The sequence below is a fragment of the Hymenobacter ruricola genome, from assembly GCF_015694525.1.
GTDB lineage: Bacteria > Bacteroidota > Bacteroidia > Cytophagales > Hymenobacteraceae > Hymenobacter > Hymenobacter ruricola.
The window spans coordinates 56883-75354 of sequence record NZ_JADQDM010000012.1 but is presented as its reverse complement, the minus strand read 5'-3'; the positions used below and the strand labels follow the sequence as shown (position 1 = coordinate 75354).

The 18472-nt window shown below is 63.1% G+C and carries 17 protein-coding genes; 14 read left to right on the top strand and 3 right to left on the bottom strand.

Features of this window, described 5'->3' with window-relative positions:
• Window positions 1-30: 30 nt before the first annotated feature.
• Window positions 31-1500, bottom strand: a complete 1470-nt coding sequence (locus I2H31_RS18790; RefSeq protein WP_394368970.1) for a DUF6056 family protein — start codon at window positions 1498-1500, stop codon at window positions 31-33.
• Window positions 1501-1746: 246 nt separating this feature from the next.
• Between I2H31_RS18790 and I2H31_RS18785 the strand changes: the two genes are divergently transcribed.
• Both I2H31_RS18785 and I2H31_RS18780 read left to right on the top strand, forming a co-directional pair.
• The gene (locus tag I2H31_RS18785) at window positions 1747-2148 is read left to right on the top strand and encodes a hypothetical protein (protein WP_196294601.1); all 402 of its coding nucleotides are present in this window, start codon (window positions 1747-1749) and stop codon (window positions 2146-2148) included.
• 149 nt (window positions 2149-2297) lie between these two features.
• The gene (locus I2H31_RS18780; protein WP_196294600.1) at window positions 2298-3638 is read left to right on the top strand and encodes a PQQ-dependent sugar dehydrogenase; all 1341 of its coding nucleotides are present in this window, start codon (window positions 2298-2300) and stop codon (window positions 3636-3638) included.
• Window positions 3639-3720: 82 nt separating this feature from the next.
• Here the strand turns inward: I2H31_RS18780 and I2H31_RS18775 are convergent, their stop codons facing one another.
• Window positions 3721-4908 (bottom strand): hypothetical protein, encoded by a 1188-nt coding sequence (locus I2H31_RS18775; protein ID WP_196294599.1) that lies wholly within the window; start codon window positions 4906-4908, stop codon window positions 3721-3723.
• 119 nt (window positions 4909-5027) lie between these two features.
• Between I2H31_RS18775 and I2H31_RS18770 the strand changes: the two genes are divergently transcribed.
• Together I2H31_RS18770 and I2H31_RS18765 are read left to right on the top strand one after the other, a co-directional pair.
• The gene (locus tag I2H31_RS18770; RefSeq protein ID WP_196294598.1) at window positions 5028-7154 is read left to right on the top strand and encodes a prolyl oligopeptidase family serine peptidase; all 2127 of its coding nucleotides are present in this window, start codon (window positions 5028-5030) and stop codon (window positions 7152-7154) included.
• A 170-nt stretch (window positions 7155-7324) separates the two neighbouring features.
• Window positions 7325-7906, top strand: a complete 582-nt coding sequence (locus I2H31_RS18765; protein WP_196294597.1) for a class I SAM-dependent methyltransferase — start codon at window positions 7325-7327, stop codon at window positions 7904-7906.
• On the opposite strand, the gene I2H31_RS18760 is transcribed toward I2H31_RS18765, so the two are convergent.
• A complete protein-coding gene (locus tag I2H31_RS18760; RefSeq protein WP_196294596.1) occupies window positions 7903-8820 on the bottom strand; it encodes a pirin family protein in 918 nt (305 codons plus the stop codon). The genes I2H31_RS18765 and I2H31_RS18760 overlap by 4 nt on opposite strands.
• Window positions 8821-9167: 347 nt before the next feature.
• On the opposite strand from I2H31_RS18760, the gene I2H31_RS25515 reads away from it, so the two are divergent.
• The 10 genes from I2H31_RS25515 to I2H31_RS18710 all read left to right on the top strand — a co-directional run bounded on the left by I2H31_RS25515 (window position 9168) and on the right by I2H31_RS18710 (window position 18391).
• Window positions 9168-9869, top strand: coding sequence for a DUF4142 domain-containing protein (locus tag I2H31_RS25515; RefSeq protein WP_196294595.1), 702 nt, complete (start codon window positions 9168-9170; stop codon window positions 9867-9869).
• A 190-nt stretch (window positions 9870-10059) separates the two neighbouring features.
• On the top strand, window positions 10060-11649 hold the full coding sequence (locus I2H31_RS18750; RefSeq protein WP_196294594.1) for an ABC-F family ATP-binding cassette domain-containing protein: 1590 nt from the start codon (window positions 10060-10062) through the stop codon (window positions 11647-11649).
• 320 nt (window positions 11650-11969) lie between these two features.
• On the top strand, window positions 11970-12473 hold the full coding sequence (locus I2H31_RS18745) for a hypothetical protein (protein ID WP_196294593.1): 504 nt from the start codon (window positions 11970-11972) through the stop codon (window positions 12471-12473).
• A 279-nt stretch (window positions 12474-12752) separates the two neighbouring features.
• Window positions 12753-15374, top strand: coding sequence for an outer membrane beta-barrel family protein (locus I2H31_RS18740; protein ID WP_196294592.1), 2622 nt, complete (start codon window positions 12753-12755; stop codon window positions 15372-15374).
• Window positions 15375-15416: 42 nt separating this feature from the next.
• Entirely contained in the window at window positions 15417-16241 is an 825-nt protein-coding gene (locus I2H31_RS18735) for an NADPH-dependent F420 reductase (RefSeq protein ID WP_394368969.1), read from the top strand.
• Between the two features lie 186 nt (window positions 16242-16427).
• Window positions 16428-16763 (top strand): cupin domain-containing protein, encoded by a 336-nt coding sequence (locus I2H31_RS18730; RefSeq protein WP_196294590.1) that lies wholly within the window; start codon window positions 16428-16430, stop codon window positions 16761-16763.
• A 235-nt stretch (window positions 16764-16998) separates the two neighbouring features.
• The gene (locus I2H31_RS18725) at window positions 16999-17289 is read left to right on the top strand and encodes a hypothetical protein (protein WP_196294589.1); all 291 of its coding nucleotides are present in this window, start codon (window positions 16999-17001) and stop codon (window positions 17287-17289) included.
• Entirely contained in the window at window positions 17286-17735 is a 450-nt protein-coding gene (locus tag I2H31_RS18720; protein ID WP_196294588.1) for a type II toxin-antitoxin system VapC family toxin, read from the top strand. The genes I2H31_RS18725 and I2H31_RS18720 overlap by 4 nt, the downstream gene beginning before the upstream one ends.
• A 174-nt stretch (window positions 17736-17909) precedes the next feature.
• On the top strand, window positions 17910-18134 hold the full coding sequence (locus tag I2H31_RS18715; protein ID WP_196294587.1) for a type II toxin-antitoxin system Phd/YefM family antitoxin: 225 nt from the start codon (window positions 17910-17912) through the stop codon (window positions 18132-18134).
• On the top strand, window positions 18131-18391 hold the full coding sequence (locus I2H31_RS18710; RefSeq protein ID WP_196294586.1) for a Txe/YoeB family addiction module toxin: 261 nt from the start codon (window positions 18131-18133) through the stop codon (window positions 18389-18391). Before I2H31_RS18715 ends, I2H31_RS18710 begins: the two co-directional genes overlap by 4 nt.
• Window positions 18392-18472 lie beyond the last annotated feature (81 nt).

The window sequence follows — 18472 nt, the reverse complement described above, 5'->3', positions numbered from 1 at the left end:
AATTGCGCCCGAAGGGGTGGTTCCGCGGCGTTAGTGTTCGGCTGCGGCGGGCCGGGCAACGATGGTTTTCTTGTGGAAAAAACCCGCATAGGCTTGGTTGCCCCAATTGGCGGAATCCGGGCCGATATCGCCGTACAGCAGGATAATGGGCGTGGCTTCCAGCGCGGGCACCTGGGCATGAAGTGGGGCGCGGCCGCGTAGGTACGCGTACCGGGCAGTTAGCTGCGCGTCGTAGCGCGCGGCCGTGCCGTGCAGCAAGTCGCGGTAAGCCAAAAAAGAATTGTTGGTGCTGAAGCGGTGGCCGGCGTCGCGGAGGTGGTGGTTGTAGTCGGTGAAAAAAGTGCAAAGCAACCACACCAGCAACCCCCCGCGAACGAATCCCGGCAACGCAAGCAAGAGCGGTTGCTCCCGGCGCCGTGCCGCGTAGAGAACCCAGGCATGAGCGGCCAGCAGCCACGTGAGGACGAAACAGATGTGCAGCAGGCTCAGGGCCCTGAGCGGCGGGGCGGCGCTTCGCACCCAAAAGCTGGGAAACAGCCCGGCGGCCAGAAAAGCCGGCACCAGCAGGGTAAGGAGCACGGGGCGCTGGGCAAACCGGTGCAGCGGCAAGTCGGGGAACCGTGCCAGCCGCGCCAAGGCCGGAACCAGCAGCATCGTGACGGCCACCAACACCCCGTTGCCTAGCCAGGTAACCAAGCAATAAGCTACGAACAAAGCCGTGTGGGTCAGGCAGAACCAAATGCCTGGTTTGCCGAAGGGCTCCCCGTGCATGCGGGCAACGTTTCCGGGCGCGGCAAAAGCCAGCGCGCACCCCAGGCTGACCACCAGCGCAAGGGCTAGGCCATTCCGCCTTGCCTGGCCCCGCAACACGGCCACGGCTGCCCACGCCAAAAGCAAGACCGGCACGGCCACGGTTTCGTTGCAGCCCACGGCCAGAAACAAGAGCCCCGCCACCGCCCCGATGCCGAGCCGCCGACCCGCCCGTTGCGCCCCAAAAGACGCCGCCAAGACCGCCAAGGCCAGCAGCAGCAGCACAACTGCCAGCACATAGGTGTAGCCGGCGGTGAGCCAGTAGAAGCATTCGGCGGTGCTGGGCAAATGATAGACCAGCAATAGAAAGGCGCCCGCCCCGGCTTGCAGCAGTTGCCGAAAGGTGCCCGCCGCTCCTCGCAGCAAGGCGCGGAGCAGCGCCACCAAGGCCCCGAAAAGGAGCACCAGTTGCAGCAAGCACGCGAGCTTATAGGCCGTGCCCAGTTGCCCAAACGAAATCGGGTTTAAGAGACTGCACGCCACCAAGGCCGTATAACGCCCCGACCAAGACCAGTACATGTACTGAAAATAACCAAAATGGCCATGGTTTTCAACCCCCGTGGCTTGCAGAAAATCATCGGCCGAAGGATGTGCATACCGGCACAGCCAAAAAAAAGGCAGAATGGCGAGCCAGATGGCCGCCCCGCCCAGATGCGTCGTTCCAGCACGATAACGCGCAATAATTTTCATTAGCAAAGGCTTCATCGGGGCAAACGGGCAGGGGATAAAACGGCCGACAAGGCCGCGCAAGCCAGTGGCCTGCCCGCAAACATGCCACTTAATTTCGAGGCGCGTCTTCCGTAGCGGAATTGGTAGCACCGGCGTCCGCGGTTCTGCAAAGGATTAGCCCTGAGTTAGCCCTCCGCCGAAGCTTTCGGCGCTTGCGCCGGGAATAGCTCCTGCATGGCGAGGGCATTGAAGGAGACCACGCCACCGATGCCGTTATTCTTACTGCACGGCCCCGAGGTGGGCGCGCTGGGCGTGTTGAAACTAGCGGGCATGTGCATCAACAACGCGGTGCTGCCCGTGCTCGGCATCGGGCCCCTGCTGTGGGGCCTGGTGCGCGAAGACACCTGGTTCAGCCGCGGGCTGGGCAGTCCGCCAATGGTGCTGCTGGGCAAAAGCTCCTACGTATTCTACCTCATCCACCTGGGCGTGGTGCAGGAGCAGCTGCACTGCTGGCTGGGCAGCGGGCTCCTGACGGTGCTGGCGCTGTACGGCCTTTCCATTCTGCTGTTTTGGGGGGCAGAAGAACCGCTCAACCAGTGGCTGCGGCGGGTGCTGGGCCCGCCGGCCACACCCAAAAGCGCCCGTGGCGCCGCGCCTGTAGCTCAGTAGCGGAGAGGCCCCCCGAGGCATCCCGGCTACCCGGGCTGCCTGAAGCAGCAAAATATTGCCGCCGAGCGAGCAACAAATTGCTGAATTTGAAGGTAAAACCAAGGCGCCGGCTCAGTGCGCCGGCGCCTTCTCCTTTCCTTCTTTCGTGCATGTCGACTAACTTCCCTCTGCTCCTGACCGGCCTCGCCCTGCTCGCTGCCTGCGGCGGCCCCAGCAAACAGGAAAAACAAGAAGCCCAGGCCAACACCCCGGCTCAAACCGTGGAAACGCCCGTGGCCGACTCGGTCAAGCTGCCCGCGCCCTACGCCAGCAAATCCGTCACCCACCGCGTCGATATCGTCCCCTGGCCCGCCGGCAAAACCCCGGTGGCGCCCGCCGGCTTCACGGTGGCCGAGTACGCCGGCCGGTTCGACAGCCCGCGCTGGATGTACGTGGCCCCCAACGGCGACGTGCTGGTGGCCGAAGCCAGCACCATTCCAATGACCATGACCAAAAAAGTGGCCGCCGAGCTCAAGCTGGACAAGTCCCGCTCGCTGCGCGACCACAGCGCCAACCGCATCACGCTGTTGCGCGACACCGACCACGACGGCCGCCCCGACGTGCGCACCACCTTCCTCGCCGGCCTCAGCCAGCCCTTCGGCATGCTGATTCTGGGCAATAATTTCTACGTGGCCAACACCGATGGCGTGTTGCGCTTCCCCTACCAAGCGGGCGCCACCAAAATCACGGGCCCGGGCCAGCGCATCCTCGAATTGCCCAAGGGCGGCTACAACAACCACTGGACCCGCAACCTGCTGGCCAGCGCCGACGGCGCCAAAATCTACGTCACGGTGGGCTCGGGCTCGAACGTGCAGGAGCACGGCCCCGAAAACGAGGTGCGCCGCGCCAACATCCTCCAAATCAACCCCGACGGCACCGGCGAGAAAATCTACGCCAGCGGCCTGCGCAACCCCATCGGCCTGCACTGGCAGCCCGGCACCCAGAAGCTGTGGGCCGTGGTGAACGAGCGCGACGAGCTGGGCGATGAGCTGGTGCCCGACTACTTCACCAGCGTGAAGGAGGGCGGTTTCTACGGCTGGCCCTACTCGTACTACGGCCAAAACGAAGAGCCCCGCCGCAAAAACGAGCGCCCCGACCTCGTGAAGAAAGCCGTGGTGCCCGACGTGCCGCTCGGGGCCCACGTGGCCGCCCTCGGCCTGGCGTTTTATGACAAAGACGCCTTCCCGGCCAAGTACCGCAACGGCGCCTTCATCGGCGAGCACGGCTCCTGGAACCGCTCGCAGTACTCGGGCTACAAAGTGGTGTTCGTGCCCTTCGCCAACGGCAAGCCCAGCGGCCCGCCCGAAGATTTCCTGACCGGTTTCCTGGCCGGTGGCGACTCCAAAGAGGCCTACGGCCGCCCCGTGGGCGTGGCCACCCTGCCCGACGGCTCGCTGCTGGTGGCCGACGACGCGGCGGACCGAATCTGGCGGGTGAGCGCCGCGCGGTAGAGGCGCACACTTGCGTTTCGTTGTTGAGCGATGACGGTTGCACGGTACGAATGACGAGGCGCAGAATATTGCGCCTCTGCCCCTAATACGCCGGTTTGTGCAGAGAATAGCGCACCTGCTGGCTTGTTGTGTCGATGTAAAAAGTGGCTTCGCTGCCCGTTTCGGTACTGAAGGAAAGCTCGATTTCGCTGGGCCGTTGGGGCGCCCGGAACACGGGCAGTTGCCGCAGTTTAAGCACCCGCAGCCCGGTGGGGTGGCTGCGCGGCACCACGCCCAGCCGGCCGTGGGCCTCGTCGTAGAGGTAGTGCGTTTGGGTGGAGCCGAGGTAGCGCGCCAGCATCTGCGAGCCCAGGCCGCCGTCGATGCTCTCGAGGCTGAAAGACTTTAGCACGCGGCCGTTGGTGTCCATTAGCGTGGCGTTGGGACCTTTGAGGGGCACTTCCCGGCCGTGGTTGTCGTAGCCGGGCCCGTATACGACCAGCACGGTCTGGTCATTCACCAGCAAGGTGCCGGCAATGGTGCGGTGGGCGGTGCGGTTGGCCTTTTCCAGGTTTACGACGTGGCCGTTGGCTTGCAGAATCTCGCAGCTGGTGAGCAAGGTGCGGCCATCGGCGGAAAGCACCGTGGCGGAATTGCAGCCGTCGGTCCAGCGGGCAAGCTCCCGGTGTAGCACCTTGCCTGTGGTGGCATCGAGCAATACCAAAACCTGGCCGCCCGCGTCGCTTTCGGGCGGGTAGAAGCTGATTTCGAAAGCCAGTGCTTGGAAGGCCGGCAAATACCCCGAAAAGACCGGCACGGACACATCGGCTTCCACTGCCAGCTCTTCGCCGACGGCAGCCTTGAAATCCGATTTCTTCAGCTGCCGCACAAACTGGGGCTGGCCGTTGGCTCGCAGCAGGCGGAAAGTGTACACCACCTCAACCCCCGTTAGGGCTTGGCGTTGGGTAGAGTCTTCGCTGGAGCCGTCCAGAAATTCGTTGGGTGGGGCCACGTACCGCAACGGCTGGGCGCTGTCGGCGCGGGCCGATACCTGCACCCGGTAGTCCGCATTGTTGATGCGTACCTGCAGCGGCGCCTGCACCGAATCGAAGCTGCCGGGCAGGGGGCGGTAGGGGAGGGCCGTATCGGGGGCTGCCAGCGGGGCCGCGGGCACGTCGGCCACGGCAGGATATACGGGCGCCTGGGCCACCGTTTCCTGCCGTTGAGCAGTCTTTTGGTCGCAGCCGCTCAGCAGCAGCAGCAACCCGGCGACAACGAAACAGCGGCGCATCGGACAAATTCGGGGGTGAGGAGCCGCAAAGTAACGGCGGCCGCGGCGGAATGCCCGGCCGCGGCAAAAACCTCCGGAGCGGTGGTAAATTACCCGCCCCATTCACCAAGTTCCCCTCCATGAAAAGCACTTCCGCGGCCCTGGCCGCTTTGCTGGTAAGCACTGCCGCTGCCGCCCAGGCGCCCATCAAAACCCTGCCCTACCCGCAGACCAGGAAGGTGGACACCGTCACCACGTACTTCGGCACCAAGGTGGCTGACCCCTTCCGCTGGCTGGAAAACGACCAGGCGCCCGATACCAAAAGCTGGGTGCAGGACGAAAACAAGGTGACCCAGAACTACCTGGCTCAGATTCCCTTCCGCGAAACCATCCGCAAGCGCCTCGAAACGCTGTGGAACTACGATAAATATGGCGCGCCTTTCAAGGAGGGCAAGTACACCTATTTCACCAGGAACACCGGCCTGCAAAGCCAGTCGGTGGTGTACCGGCAGGTAGGCGCCACGGGCACGCCGGAGGTGTTTCTCGACCCCAACACTTTCTCCAAAGACGGCACCACTTCGCTGGCCGGCCTCAACTTCACCAAAGACGGCAGCCTGGCCGCCTACCAGATTTCGGAGGGCGGCTCCGACTGGCGCAAGGTCATCGTGCTGCGCACTGCGGACAAAAGCATTCTCGGCGACACGCTCAAGGACGTGAAGTTCTCGGGCTTGGCCTGGAAGGGCAACGCGGGCTTCTACTACAGCTCCTACGACAAGCCCAAAGCCGGTAGCCAACTGGCCGGCAAAACCCAGATTCACAAGCTGTACTACCACCAGCTGGGCACGCCCCAAAGCACCGACAAGATGGTGTTCGGCGGCGAGAAAACGCCCCGCCGCTACATCGGCGGCTCCGTGACGGAGGACCAGCGCTTCCTCGTCATCTCGGCGGCCAACACCACCACCGGCAACGAGTTGTACCTCCAGGATTTAAGCAAGCCGAACAGCCCCATCGTGCAGGTGGTGGACAACGAGAAGAACAATGTCGACGTCGTCGACAACGTGGGCAGCAAGCTCTACCTCTTCACCAACCTCAACGCGCCCAACGGCCGCGTGGTGACCGTGGACGCCGCCAACCCCAGGCCCGCCAACTGGAAAGACCTCATTCCGGAAACCAAAAACGTGCTGAGCGTGAGCACTGTGGGCGGCAAAATATTCGCTAACTACCTGAAAGATGCCACTTCACTGATTGAGCAGTACGACATTGCCGGCCGCAAGGAGCGCACCATCGCGCTGCCCTCGGTGGGCTCGGCGGGCGGCTTCGGCGGCAAGAAGGACGAGGCGGAAACGTACTACACCTTCACGTCCTACGTCTACCCGCCCACCATTTTCAAGTACGACATCGCCACCGGCAAATCCACGGTGTTCAAGAAGGCAGGCGTGCAGTTCGACCCCACCAAGTACGAGTCGAAGCAGGTGTTTTATACTTCCAAGGACGGTACCCGCGTCCCGATGATACTCACCTATAAAAAAGGCCTGGTGCTGAACGGCAAGAACCCCACGCTGCTCTACGCCTACGGCGGCTTCAACGTCAGCCTGACGCCCGCCTTCAGCACGGCCAACATTGTACTGCTCGAAAACGGCGGCATCTACGCCGTGCCCAACCTGCGCGGCGGCGGCGAGTACGGCGAAAAATGGCACCTGGCCGGCACCAAGCTGCAGAAACAGAACGTGTTCGATGACTTCATCGCCGCCGCCGAGTACCTCAAGGCCAACAAGTACACCGACACCGACCACTTAGCCCTCTCGGGCGGCTCCAACGGCGGCCTGCTCATTGGCGCCACCATGGCCCAGCGCCCCGACCTGGCCAAAGTGGCTTTCCCGGCCGTGGGCGTGCTCGACATGCTGCGCTATAACCAGTTCACGGCCGGCGCCGGCTGGGCCTACGACTACGGCACCGCCCAGGACTCCAAGGAGATGTTTGAGTACCTCTATAAATATTCGCCCTACCACGCGCTGAAGCCCGCCAGCTACCCCGCCACCCTGGTGACCACCGCCGACCACGACGACCGGGTAGTGCCCGCGCACTCCTTTAAGTTCGCCTCGCGCCTGCAGGAAACCCAGCAAGGCAGCAACCCCGTGCTCATCCGCATCGAAACCAAGGCCGGCCACGGCGCGGGCCGCTCCACGGCCCAGGTCATCGGCGAGGCCGCCGACAAATGGTCCTTCATGTTCCAGAACATGGGCCTCACGCCCTACCAGAACAACTAGGTCAAGTACTTGGCTCTGAACCAGCCAAAAGCCTGCTGCCCGACGGGGTGGCAGGCTTTTTTGGTGAATATGAAGTGGGCTTTTGCTTCGCAGGGAAAGTGCCCGCTTGTGCCTACCCCGGCCAAAAACTGCCGTAGAAGAGCCACTCAGGTGTTTTTTGTTTGCTCGCCATGCTGTCCCCGTTTGTCGAACAGTTCTTCCGCAACCCCGCCACGGTGGGCTCGCTGATTCCCAGCTCCCCGGAACTCACGCACGCCGTGATGGCACCCATCGACTTCGCCGCGGCCCGCTGCATTGTGGAGTACGGGCCGGGCACGGGCGTTTTCACCGACATCATCATCGCCTGGCGCCGCGCCGATACCGTGGTGCTGCTGGTGGAAGTAAACGAAGAATTCTGCGCGTTGCTGAAGGAGCGGTACGCCGGCCAGCCCCACGTGCACGTCGTCCTCGGCTCGGCCGATAAAACCGGCGACTACCTGGCCGCCGTCGGCGCCCCGCCGCCCGACTTTGTGGTGTGCGGCCTGCCGTTTTCGTCGTTGAATCTGCGGCTGGGCTGGCGGATTCTGCACCACACGCAGGAACTGCTTCAGCCGGCCAAGGGCAAGCTCATTCTCTTTCAATATTCCCGCGAAAACCTCAAGCTCTTCGAGCGCTTCTTCCACCCGCTCGACCAGCAGCACGTGCTCCTGAACCTGCCACCCGCCTACGTGCTGGTGTACGCCCCCAAACAGCCCGCGCCACCCAACGGTTAAGACAGCGCCTGCGGCGCGGGCGACGACCCCGCCGGCCGGCTCTTGTCCTGCGGCAGAGGCACAAACTCGGCGTTGTCGTTGGGCGGCAGGGCAATGCGGCCGGCTTGCCAGTCAGCTTTGGCCTGCTCAATGCGCTCGCGGCGCGACGACACGAAATTCCACCAGATGAACCGCTCGCCCAGCGGCTCGCCGCCCAGCAGCATCAGCGTGCTGGGCTCCAGGGCCCGCAGCACGGGGTCTTGGCCGGGCGTGAAGACCAGGAGCTGGCCCGGCAGGTACGCGCGGCCGCCCACTTCCACGCGGCCCTTGGCCACGTAGGCGCCGCGCTCAGGGTAGCCGCGCGGCAGGCCAAAATGGGCGCCGGCCTGCAGCACCACGTGCAAGTAAAACAGCGGCGAATGTGTCCTGACGTCGTTTTTTAGTCCGAAAGCATCGCCCGCAATCAGGCGCATCCACACGCCGGCGTCGGTGAAGACGGGCAGCTCCTGCGGCTGGTAGTTGGCGAAAGTGGGGGCTTGCTCTTCAGCCGCTTCGGGCAGGGCCACCCAGGTTTGTATCATTTCGAGGGCGCCGCCGGCCAGCGCGGCCGGGTCTTCAAACCGCTCGGAATGCGCGATGCCGGAGCCGGCCGTCATCCAGTTTACCTCGCCCGGCCGGATGATTTGCTGCACGCCCAGGCTGTCGCGGTGCGTGACCTGCCCGCCAAACAGGTAGCTCACCGTGCTCAGGCCGATGTGCGGGTGGGGCAGCACGTCGAGGTTCGAAAGTTGCTGGGGCGCTACGTCCACCGGGCCGGCGTGGTCCATGAAAATGAACGGGCCCAGCATGCGCCGCAGCCGGTAGGGGAGGATGCGCTTCACGTCGAACCCCGGCGCGAGGGCGGCCGGGCGGGCATCAATGACAAGGTCGAGCATGGCAATAAAAAAGTGAGGCCCCGGCCGCGCCCGGGGTGGCGGCCAGCCGGAAGCCGGGCGCACCGAAGATATTGCACCAACCGGCGAATAGGCGCCATGCCGGCTGCCTGGGCCAGGAAAACGAGGCGGGGCCGGAGCCGGACAAGTCACTTTGCCAGGGCGGCGAAACCCCATGGGTACCAACTCGCTCGGCTGGCAGCTTCAATCATCAATTGACTCAACCGTAGTCGATTGTGGGAAAAAATGCCCGGCGAAATATGGCCGAAACGTCGACTTGCCTGCTTCGCTGCCGTATACACGGCGTCAGTTTTTCGACACGCTTTTAATACTAATTTGACATGAAAACGATGAAAGCAATTTCCCACTTCCTGCTGGTGGGTGCCCTGGCCCTGGGCAGCGCCTGCAGCAGCACCAGCCCCGAAACCGGCACCGCGGGCAGCCCCGCCACCGAGGGCACCGCGGCCGCCCGCTCCAACGAATCGACGACCAACAACGTGGGCGTCACCGAAGCCACCGGCACCGGCGTGAACGGCACGGGAGCGGGTGCGCCATCGCCGGCCGTCGCCACCGGTGCCGACGCGGCTGCCGACCCCACGGCCTTCATGGCCACCTTTGCCACCATGCAGGACCCCGTGTTCTTGATGAACGCGGCCAGCAGCAACATGCTGGAAGTGAGAACCGGCCAGATGGCGGCGCAGAAGGCCAGCAACGCCGACGTGCGCAAGTATGCCCAGATGATGGTGAGCCACCACACCCAGGCCACCCAGCAGCTGAAAGCCGTGGCTGCTCCGCTAGGCGTGCAGATGCCCACCGCCATGATGCCCGTGCACCAGGCCATGGCCGACCGGCTCCAGAACAAGTCAGGCAAAGACTTCGACGAAACCTACATGGACATGATGGAAACGGCCCACAAGATGGACATTGCCATGTTTGAGGTGAAGAGCAAAGCCGCCGAAACGCCCAACGTGCAGTCCTTCGCCACCAACACGTTGCCCATGCTGCGCTCGCACTACGACATGGCCAACAGCCTGGAGAAAAAGGTGGATTAATCAACCCGCCTGTTTTTTCAAAAGCCCGGTTCGTGCCTCGTCGCGGGCCGGGCTTTTGCGCTTAAAAGCGTAGATTTGCTCCACTAGTCCGCAAACACTGCTTTATGTAATAGCTGATTTCTTCCAAAAATCGAGTAGCCGGCCCACTCAGTGGGCCGCTGTATTCCTTCGCTTTTTTGAGGCAGAACTCATGCTATTGCTACAAAACCTGGGGTACGCACACCCCAACAAAGACGTGCTGTTTGAGAACCTGAGCCTGGCAGTAAGCCGCGGCCAGAAAGTGGCGCTGATTGGCAACAACGGCACCGGCAAATCCACGCTGCTACAGCTCCTGGCGGGGCTTTTGCGGCCCTCCGCCGGGGTGGTGCAGGCAGATACGCCGCCGTATTACGTGCCGCAGCATTTCGGGCAGTTCGATGGCCTGACCGTGGCGCAGGCGCTGCAGGTAGACGCCAAAACCAGCGCGCTGCGCGAAATTCTGGACGGCCGGGCCACCGAAGCCCACCTCGCCGTGCTGGACGACGACTGGGGCATTGAGGAGCGCAGCCAAGCCGCCCTGCTGCACTGGGGCCTGGCCGACGTGAGCCTGGACCAGCCCATGGCCAGCCTCAGCGGCGGGCAGAAAACCCGGGTTTTCCTGACCGGCACGGCCATTCACCGGCCCGGGATTGTGCTGCTCGACGAGCCCAGCAACCACTTGGACGCCACCGGCCGGCGCCTGCTCTACGACTTCATTCAGGCCAGCCCGGCCACCCTGGTAGTGGTGAGCCACGACCGGCAGCTGCTGAACCTGCTCGGCACCGTGTGCGAGCTGAGCCGGCGCGGAATCACGACCTACGGCGGCAACTACGACTTCTACGCCGCGCAGAAGCAGCAGGAAAGCGCCGCCCGCCAGCACGAAGTCGACAGCCGCACCGCTGCCCTGCGCAAAGCCCGCGAAACCGAGCGCGAGGCCCTGGACAGAAAGCAGAAGCAGGACGCCCGCGGCCGGAAAAGCCAGGACAAAGCCGGCCTGCCCGCCATTGTGCTGGGCATGATGCGCAACGGCGCCGAGCAAAGCGCCTCCCGCCTGAAAGGCGTGCACGCCGGGAAAGTGAGCGCGCTGGCGCAGGAATTGAGCGAGTTGCGCAAGGAGCTGCCCGACGTTGACCAGATGAAGCTCGGCTTCGACCAGTCGGCCCTGCCCAAGGGCAAGGTGCTTTTTGCCGCGCACGGCCTCAACTACGGCGCGGGCCCGCGCCTGCTGTGGCCCGCGCCCCTCGACTTCCAGATTGTGAGCGGCGAGCGGCTGGCGCTGCAAGGCCCGAACGGCTCGGGCAAAACCACGCTGCTCCGGCTGCTGTTGGGCACGCTGGAGCCCACGCGCGGCACCGTGCACCGGGCCGGCAGCCGGGCCGTGTTCATCGACCAGGACTACTCGCTCATTGACAACGCGCTGACGGTGTACGAGCAGGCTCAGCAGTTCAACGCCACAGGTCTGCAGGAGCACGAAGTCAAGGTGCGGCTGGCGCGCTTTCTGTTTGGGAAGGACGCCTGGGACAAGCCGTGCCGCACGCTAAGCGGTGGCGAAAAAATGCGGCTGCTGTTGTGCTGCCTGATGATAGGCAGCCACGCGCCCGACCTCATCGTGCTTGACGAGCCCACCAACAACCTCGACCTGCAGAACCTGGAAATGCTGACGGCCGCCCTGCAGGACTACCAGGGCACCCTGCTGGTGGTGTCGCACGATGCGCATTTTCTGGAGCAGCTAGGCGTGAAGCGGACTATTCAATTGGCGTAGCCTTCCCGCTACTGGGGCTGCCATAAACAGGCTCCAGCCGCAAACCGGAATAAACTTTTTCCGTATTGCTTTGAAGTGCAAAGTTCTTTTATTTACTTTGTGGTGCAATCAATGCGCAACTCCAGGCCAGGCGCGAAGAGCCCGGCAGGAGGGAGCCTCCCCGAGGCGCGTGCCGGTGCCAGCGCGTGCTCCACCAAGATGATTTCAAAGGCATTTGTATTTCTAACTAACCTTAAACTATTATTGTCATGTCACTTACCAAAAACATTCTTTGCGTAGCCGTTGCTACAGCGCTTCTGTTGCTCGTGCCTTTCACAGCCATGCGGTTCAGCACGGAGGTGAATTGGACCGGGTTCGATTTTGTGGTGGCGGGGGGGCTGCTGTTTGGCGCGGGCCTCACGTTTGTGCTGGTGGCGCGGCAGGCCAATAGCGCCGCGTACCGCCTGGGGGTGGCAGTGGGAGTGGCGGCCGGGCTGCTGCTGGTGTGGGCCAACCTGGCGGTGGGGCTCGTGGGGAGCGAGGACAACCCTGCCAACGTGCTGTACCTCGGGGTGCTGGCGGTGGCGCTTATCGGGGCGTTTGTGGCGCGCTTCCGGCCGCTGGGCATGTCCAACGCCATGTTTGGCGCGGCGCTGACGTACGTGGCCGTGACCGTGGTGGCGCTGTTCGTCTGGACGCCCGCCGGCGCGGCCGCCGAACCCCAGGTGGGCCTCGTGAATGTGCTGGGCGCCAATGCGGTTTTTGCCGGGATATGGGCCGCCGCCGGCTGGTTGTTTCGCCGAGCCGATGCTGCCAATGCTCATTCGGGCCAACAGCTGGCGTAGAGGCTGTTTGAGCTGCGCAGAACGGGTAGAGACGCATACTTGCGTCTCGTCTTTGAACGACGCCGCCGGAACGACGCGCCACCGCCTGGCCGCACCCCAGACAGTCAGAACCTCATTGCATAGGAAAAAATACTTTCTGCGTAATGCAACGGTGAGGGGCCGCGATACAACTATTGGAAACCGCCGGCAACTCCTTGCTGGTTGCTCCGTGCGGCCCCTTCGCTCTGTCACTCTTTGCTGAATTTCAGCAGCTTTTCACTCACCTTTTTCTGCAATTCGATGAAAACTCCCTTACTGCCAATGCTGGCCCTGGCCGGTGTGCTTGCCCAGGAAGCGGCCGCCCAGGCCCCGGCCGCCGCCGCGGCTCCGAAGCCCGCGGGCGGCCCAAGCGGTATTCCCACGGGCGCGCCCGGCGCGCCCAAGCCAGCCACTCAGCTGGTGGCGCTGCCGGCCGCGCGTGGCACCGGCCGCCTCAGCGGCGTGGTGCTGGACGGCGCCACTAAAAAGCCGGTTGAATTTGCCACCGTGGCCCTGCTGCCTGCCACCGGCGACAAGCCCGTGGACGGCACCGTGGCCGACGACAAAGGCCGTTTCACGTTGCGCGGCCTGGCCGCCGGCGAGTACCGGCTGCAGCTCAGCTTCATCGGCTACGGGGCCAGCACGCAGCCCGTGACCCTGGCCGAAGGCAAAATGAGCCTCGACCTGGGCGCTATTGAGCTGAAAGCCAGCGCCCAGCAGCTGAGCGACGTGACCGTGACCGGCGAGCGGCCCGTGGTGGAAAGCAAGCCCGACCGCCTGGTGTACAACGCCGCCACCGACAACACCAACAAGGGCGGCACCGCCGCCGACGTGCTGCGCAAAGCCCCCATGGTGAGCGTGGACCCCGACGGCAACCTGCAGCTGCGCGGCTCCGGCAACGTGCGCATCCTCATCAACGGCAAGCCCTCGGCGGTGATATCGGGCGACATCGCCACGGCCCTCAAGCAGCTGCCCGGCGACCAGATTAAGTCGGTGGAAGTCATCACCTCGCCCTCGGCCAAGTACGACGGCGAAGGCTCGGCCGGCATCATCAACATCGTGTTGAAGGAAAACAACCTACAGGGGGTGAACGGCAGCGCGGGCCTGGCTCTGGGCACGCGCAACTCCAACGGCAACTTCACCCTGAACGCCCGCAAAGGCAAGCTCGGCCTGACGGCGGGCCTGAACGCCTTTGCCTTCTACGCGCCCGGCGACCAGGAAGTGGACCGCATCGATAGGGGTGTGCGCAGCGTGGTGAACGGCCAGTCGGTGCTGACCACGGGCCGCCTGATGCAGCGCAACGACGGCACGGGGCAGGGCGGGGGCGGCCAGGGCCGCATCGGGCTGGAATATGAGCCGGCGCCCAACCACGCGCTGAGCCTGAGCCTCAATTCGGCCATTTTCTCGAACAGCTTCGACCTCGACATCAACAACCGCTACACCCTCGACGAGGGCCAGCCCACCAGCATCGGCCCGCTGTTTGGCAACTACACCCGCCAGCAGACGATGGACAACGCCGTGCGCAGCTACGACCTGCTGGGCTCCTACACGCGCAGCTTCGGGGCCAAGAGCCGCCGCGAGTGGACGGTGCTGGCCCAGCACAGCCGCAACCGCCGACAAGCCGACTACGACCTGACGCAGTACCCGCTGCTGAACCCCGATTTCAACAACCCGCAGTACCGCGAGCAGAGCCCCAACCTGGCCCGCAACCTCGAAACCACCCTGCAAACCGACTACGTGCACCCCTTTGGCGAGAAGCAGACGGTGGAAGTGGGCGCCAAGATGATTCAGCGCACGGTGTACAGCGACTACGAGGTGCTGCGGACCAACCTGAGCACGGGCGTGTTCGGCATCGAGCCCGGCCTGACCAACAAATTCGACTACGACCAAGACGTGCTGGCCGGCTACGCCACCTATGGCCTCAGCCTGGGCAAGAACTACACCGCCCGCCTGGGCGCCCGCGTGGAGCGCACCGACCTGCGCGGCAACTTCCAGAACCAGGACGACGAATTCCGCCTCACCTACACCAACGTGCTGCCCAACGTGGCCCTCACGCGCAACCTCAAGCAGCCGGGCTCTTCGCTGCGGGCCACCTACTCGCGCCGCATCCAGCGGCCCAGCATCTTCTACCTCAACCCCTACCGCAACGAGTCGGACCCGCGCAACATCACCGAAGGCAACCCCGAGCTCGACGCCGAATTCACGGACAACTACGAGCTGAACTGGAACACCTTTGCCAAGGGCACCAGCATCAACGTGTCGGTTTTTTCGCGCCAGACCAACAACGCCATCGAGCGGGTGTACGCCACCGACCCCAGCGGCCGGGTGCTGGCCACCTACGGCAACGTGGCCCGCAACCAAACCTACGGCCTCAACCTGTTCGGCTCGGCCAAGCCCCTGCCCAAGTGGGACCTCAGCGGCAACATCAGCGCGTTCTACGTGTATCTGGATAGCAAAACGCTGCACACCAGCAACCGCGGCGTGGTGTACTCGGCCAACGTGAACACGGGCTACAAGCTGGGCAAGGGCTTTAGCTTCCAGGCGTTTGCCATGCTTAACTCGCCGCGCATTCAGCTGCAGGGCAGCAGCTCGCCGTGGCAGGCCTACGCCCTGGGCCTGCGCAAAGACCTGTGGAAAGGCAAGGGCGACCTGACCCTGAACGCCGACAACCCCTTTAGCTCCTACGTGAAGCTGACCAACGACTTCGACACCGGCCAGTCTGCCTCCACCAACACCACATACGTGTACAACCGCGGCGTGCGCGTGGCCTTCGGCTACCGCTTCGGCAAGCTGGAAAATAAGCCCAGCCGCCCCAAGCGCAGCATCCGCAACGACGACCAGAAGGCCGGCGACGGCGGCAACGGCCAGGGGCCGGGCAACTAACCGGCCGGTTCGGGCCCTTTCGCTCAGCCGTCGCCGGCCTTCATCGGGCAGGCCGCAAAACAATCCGTACGGGCGGGTGGTCTTAGCCCGGGCCGCTTCGTAGCGCAGCGGCTCACGAAACATCCGCTAACCCTACTGCTCATGAACATTGGAATTATTGGCGCCGGCCACATCGGCAGCGCCCTGGCCGTGCGGCTCGTCAGCCTCGGCCACTCGGTTAAAATTGCCAACTCCCGCGGCCCCGAAACGCTGGGCGACGTGGCCCAAAAAACCGGCGCCACCCCCGTCACGGCCAAGGAGGCGGCCCGCCACGGTGAAATCATTGTGGTCACCATCCCGCTGAAAAACATCCCCGACCTGCCCCAGGACTTGTTCGAGGGTGTGCTCGCCGATGTTCCCGTCATCGACACCAGTAACTACTACCCCCTGTTGCGCGACGGCCAAATTCCGGAGTTGGAAACCGGCGACCTCACCGAGAGCGAATGGGTGCAGCAGCACCTGGGCCGCCCGGTGGTGAAGGTGTTCAACAACATCTACGCCGACCACCTTCAGAACAAGGGCCTGCCCGCCGGCACGCCCGGCCGCATCTCATTGCCCGTGGCCGGCGACGATGCCGCCGCCAAGCAGACGGTGATGGCGTTGGTCGAAGAGCTGGGCTTCGACGCCGTGGACGACGGCAGCTTGCACGAGTCGTGGCGCCAGCAGCCGGGCACCCCGTCCTACGGCACCGACATGCCCGCCGACAAGCTGCGCGAGCACCTGGCCAGCCTGGGCACCCAGCGCACGCCCGAGCAGCACGCCGAATACCTGGCCAACCAAAACGCCGCTGAAAAGCAGATGGAAGCACAAGGCATCAAATTGAAATAGCCCTGCCCAACCGCGGGCGAGCTAACTGCCTGGCACCTGCACAAAAAAGCCCCGGTAACTAACTGCCGGGGCTTTTTTGTGCAGGCGTCTCTGCCTTTCAGGAAGTAGTCTGCCCTGCACCACAATGCCACATTAAACGAAACCACCGGCTCAGAAATCGCGTCAGTAGCGTACCACGCTTTCAATATGACGACACCGCCTCTCACCGTAATCAATCTGCAGCAGGAAGCGCAGGGAGTAGAAAGCTACAGGAACAGCCCGCTTGCACTGGTGAATGACCACGTGGTAAGGCTCAGTGTGATGACTGAGCCGTTTTATTGGCATTACCACCCCAATAGCGACGAGGTGTTTCTGGTAGTGGAAGGCACTTTGTGCATCGACTTGGATGAAGAAACGGTAGAAGTAGCAGCGGGTCAATTATTTGCCATTCCCGCAAATACCCGGCATCGCACCCGCCCGCTGGGAGGCCGTTCGGTGAACCTCACCTTTGAACTTGCGGGCATCGAAACCATCAAATGCTAGCGTTCATCAGCGCGTTTGGGGTTGCTGCCTGAGTCAAAACTTCCCGTCGCATTAGCTAGGTGGAGCGGGGTCCCGTTGCTGAAGAAACGGAGGCTTCTGTGTCGCTCACCTGCTCCGCCCCACGCGCCCGTTGCGGCAGAAACCGAAGCTTTTGAAGTAGCTGCCATTCCGCGCGACACCCCGCCCGCCGCCCCCGCCGCTGAGAGAAACAAAAGCTTCTTCGTAGCTTAGTAACATGAAATTTGCACTAGAATTAGAGGTTCCTGACGAGCTGGCCGCTGCCGCGCTTCACTGGCTGCAAAGCATCCCCGATGGTTTGGTTGCCAAGTTCCGGGGCAAGCGAAACCTGCCGGGCGAAACAGCACTGCCGGAGAGAAACGAAGCAGGCGAAGAATTGACCGAAGCAGAGCAAAACCGATTGCTACATGAGCTATTCGGCGCGTGGAAATCGGAGGAAAGCGGCGAAGAAATGGTGCGCCGCATCTACGCCGACCGCCAGGACCAGCCGCGCGAAGTGGACTTATGAGCCGCTACCTACTGGATACCAACATCTGCATCTACTTGATGAAGGGCGACTTTGACCTTGACAACAAGGTGGAGCAAGTGGGGCTGCGTAATTGCTTCATCAGCGAGTTGACGATTGCCGAATTACTCTACGGCATCGCCAACAGTGCCCCTGACCGGCAGGCCAGCAACCGGCAGAACCTGAACAAGTTCCTGCTGCTGTTTCCCAAGCCCCGTCGGCTGGCGCTTTCAGCCGCTTTGGAAACTTACGCTACGCAAAAGGCGCAATTGAAGCGCATCGGCCGACTGCAAGGCGAGTTTGACATGCTCATCGGAAGCACGGCGCTGGCACATGGGCTAACGTTGGTCACGCGCAACACGCGGCATTTTGCCGATATGTTAGGCCTTGCCTTAGAGGATTGGACTATTGAGCAGCAGGCCGAAGACCAATCGGTTAATATAAAGTAGCCCGGCCCCACCACTCCCGCCCGCTGCCCCCGCCGCTGGAACGATACCACAGCTTCTCTCCAACGGCCCCCACCACCCCCGCCCACTGCCCCCGCCGCTGAAGAAACTAGAGCTTCTTGTGTAGCTTCAGGCAGGCGTCAGGAACTATGCGGAATCTTTGTAGTTTTGGATAGTATGAAATACACCCTCGAAATACCAGACCAGGAAGCGGAATTCGTGCTGGAATTCCTCCGGCGTGTAACGTCTGTAAAGCTCACGCCGATTCGCGGCAAGGCTGCTAAGCAGGATACCACCGAATACTTGCTCAGCAACCCGGCCAATGCCCGCGAGTTGATGGAATCCATTGCGCAAGCCCGGCGTGGGGAAGTCGTCAACCACGACTTGCTTTCGGCAGAATGATTCTGAGTTGGACCCCGAAAGCGTGGGAGCATTACTTGTATTGGCAGGAAACCGATAAGGCAGTGCTCCGCAAGCTAAACGACTTATTACAGGAGTGCTTGCGCACCCCGCGCACCGGCAAGGGCAAGCCCGAAGCGTTAAAAGGGGATTTGCGCGGCTACTGGTCCCGTCGTATTACTGATGAACACCGTTTGGTGTATGAAATAAGCAGTGAGCGGATACTGGTTCTGTATTGCCGCTACCATTACGACAAGTAGCCCACCACCCCCGCCCGCTGCCCCCGCCGCTGGAACGAAACCACAGCTTCTTTAGTAGCTGAGCCTCGAACTGATTTCCAA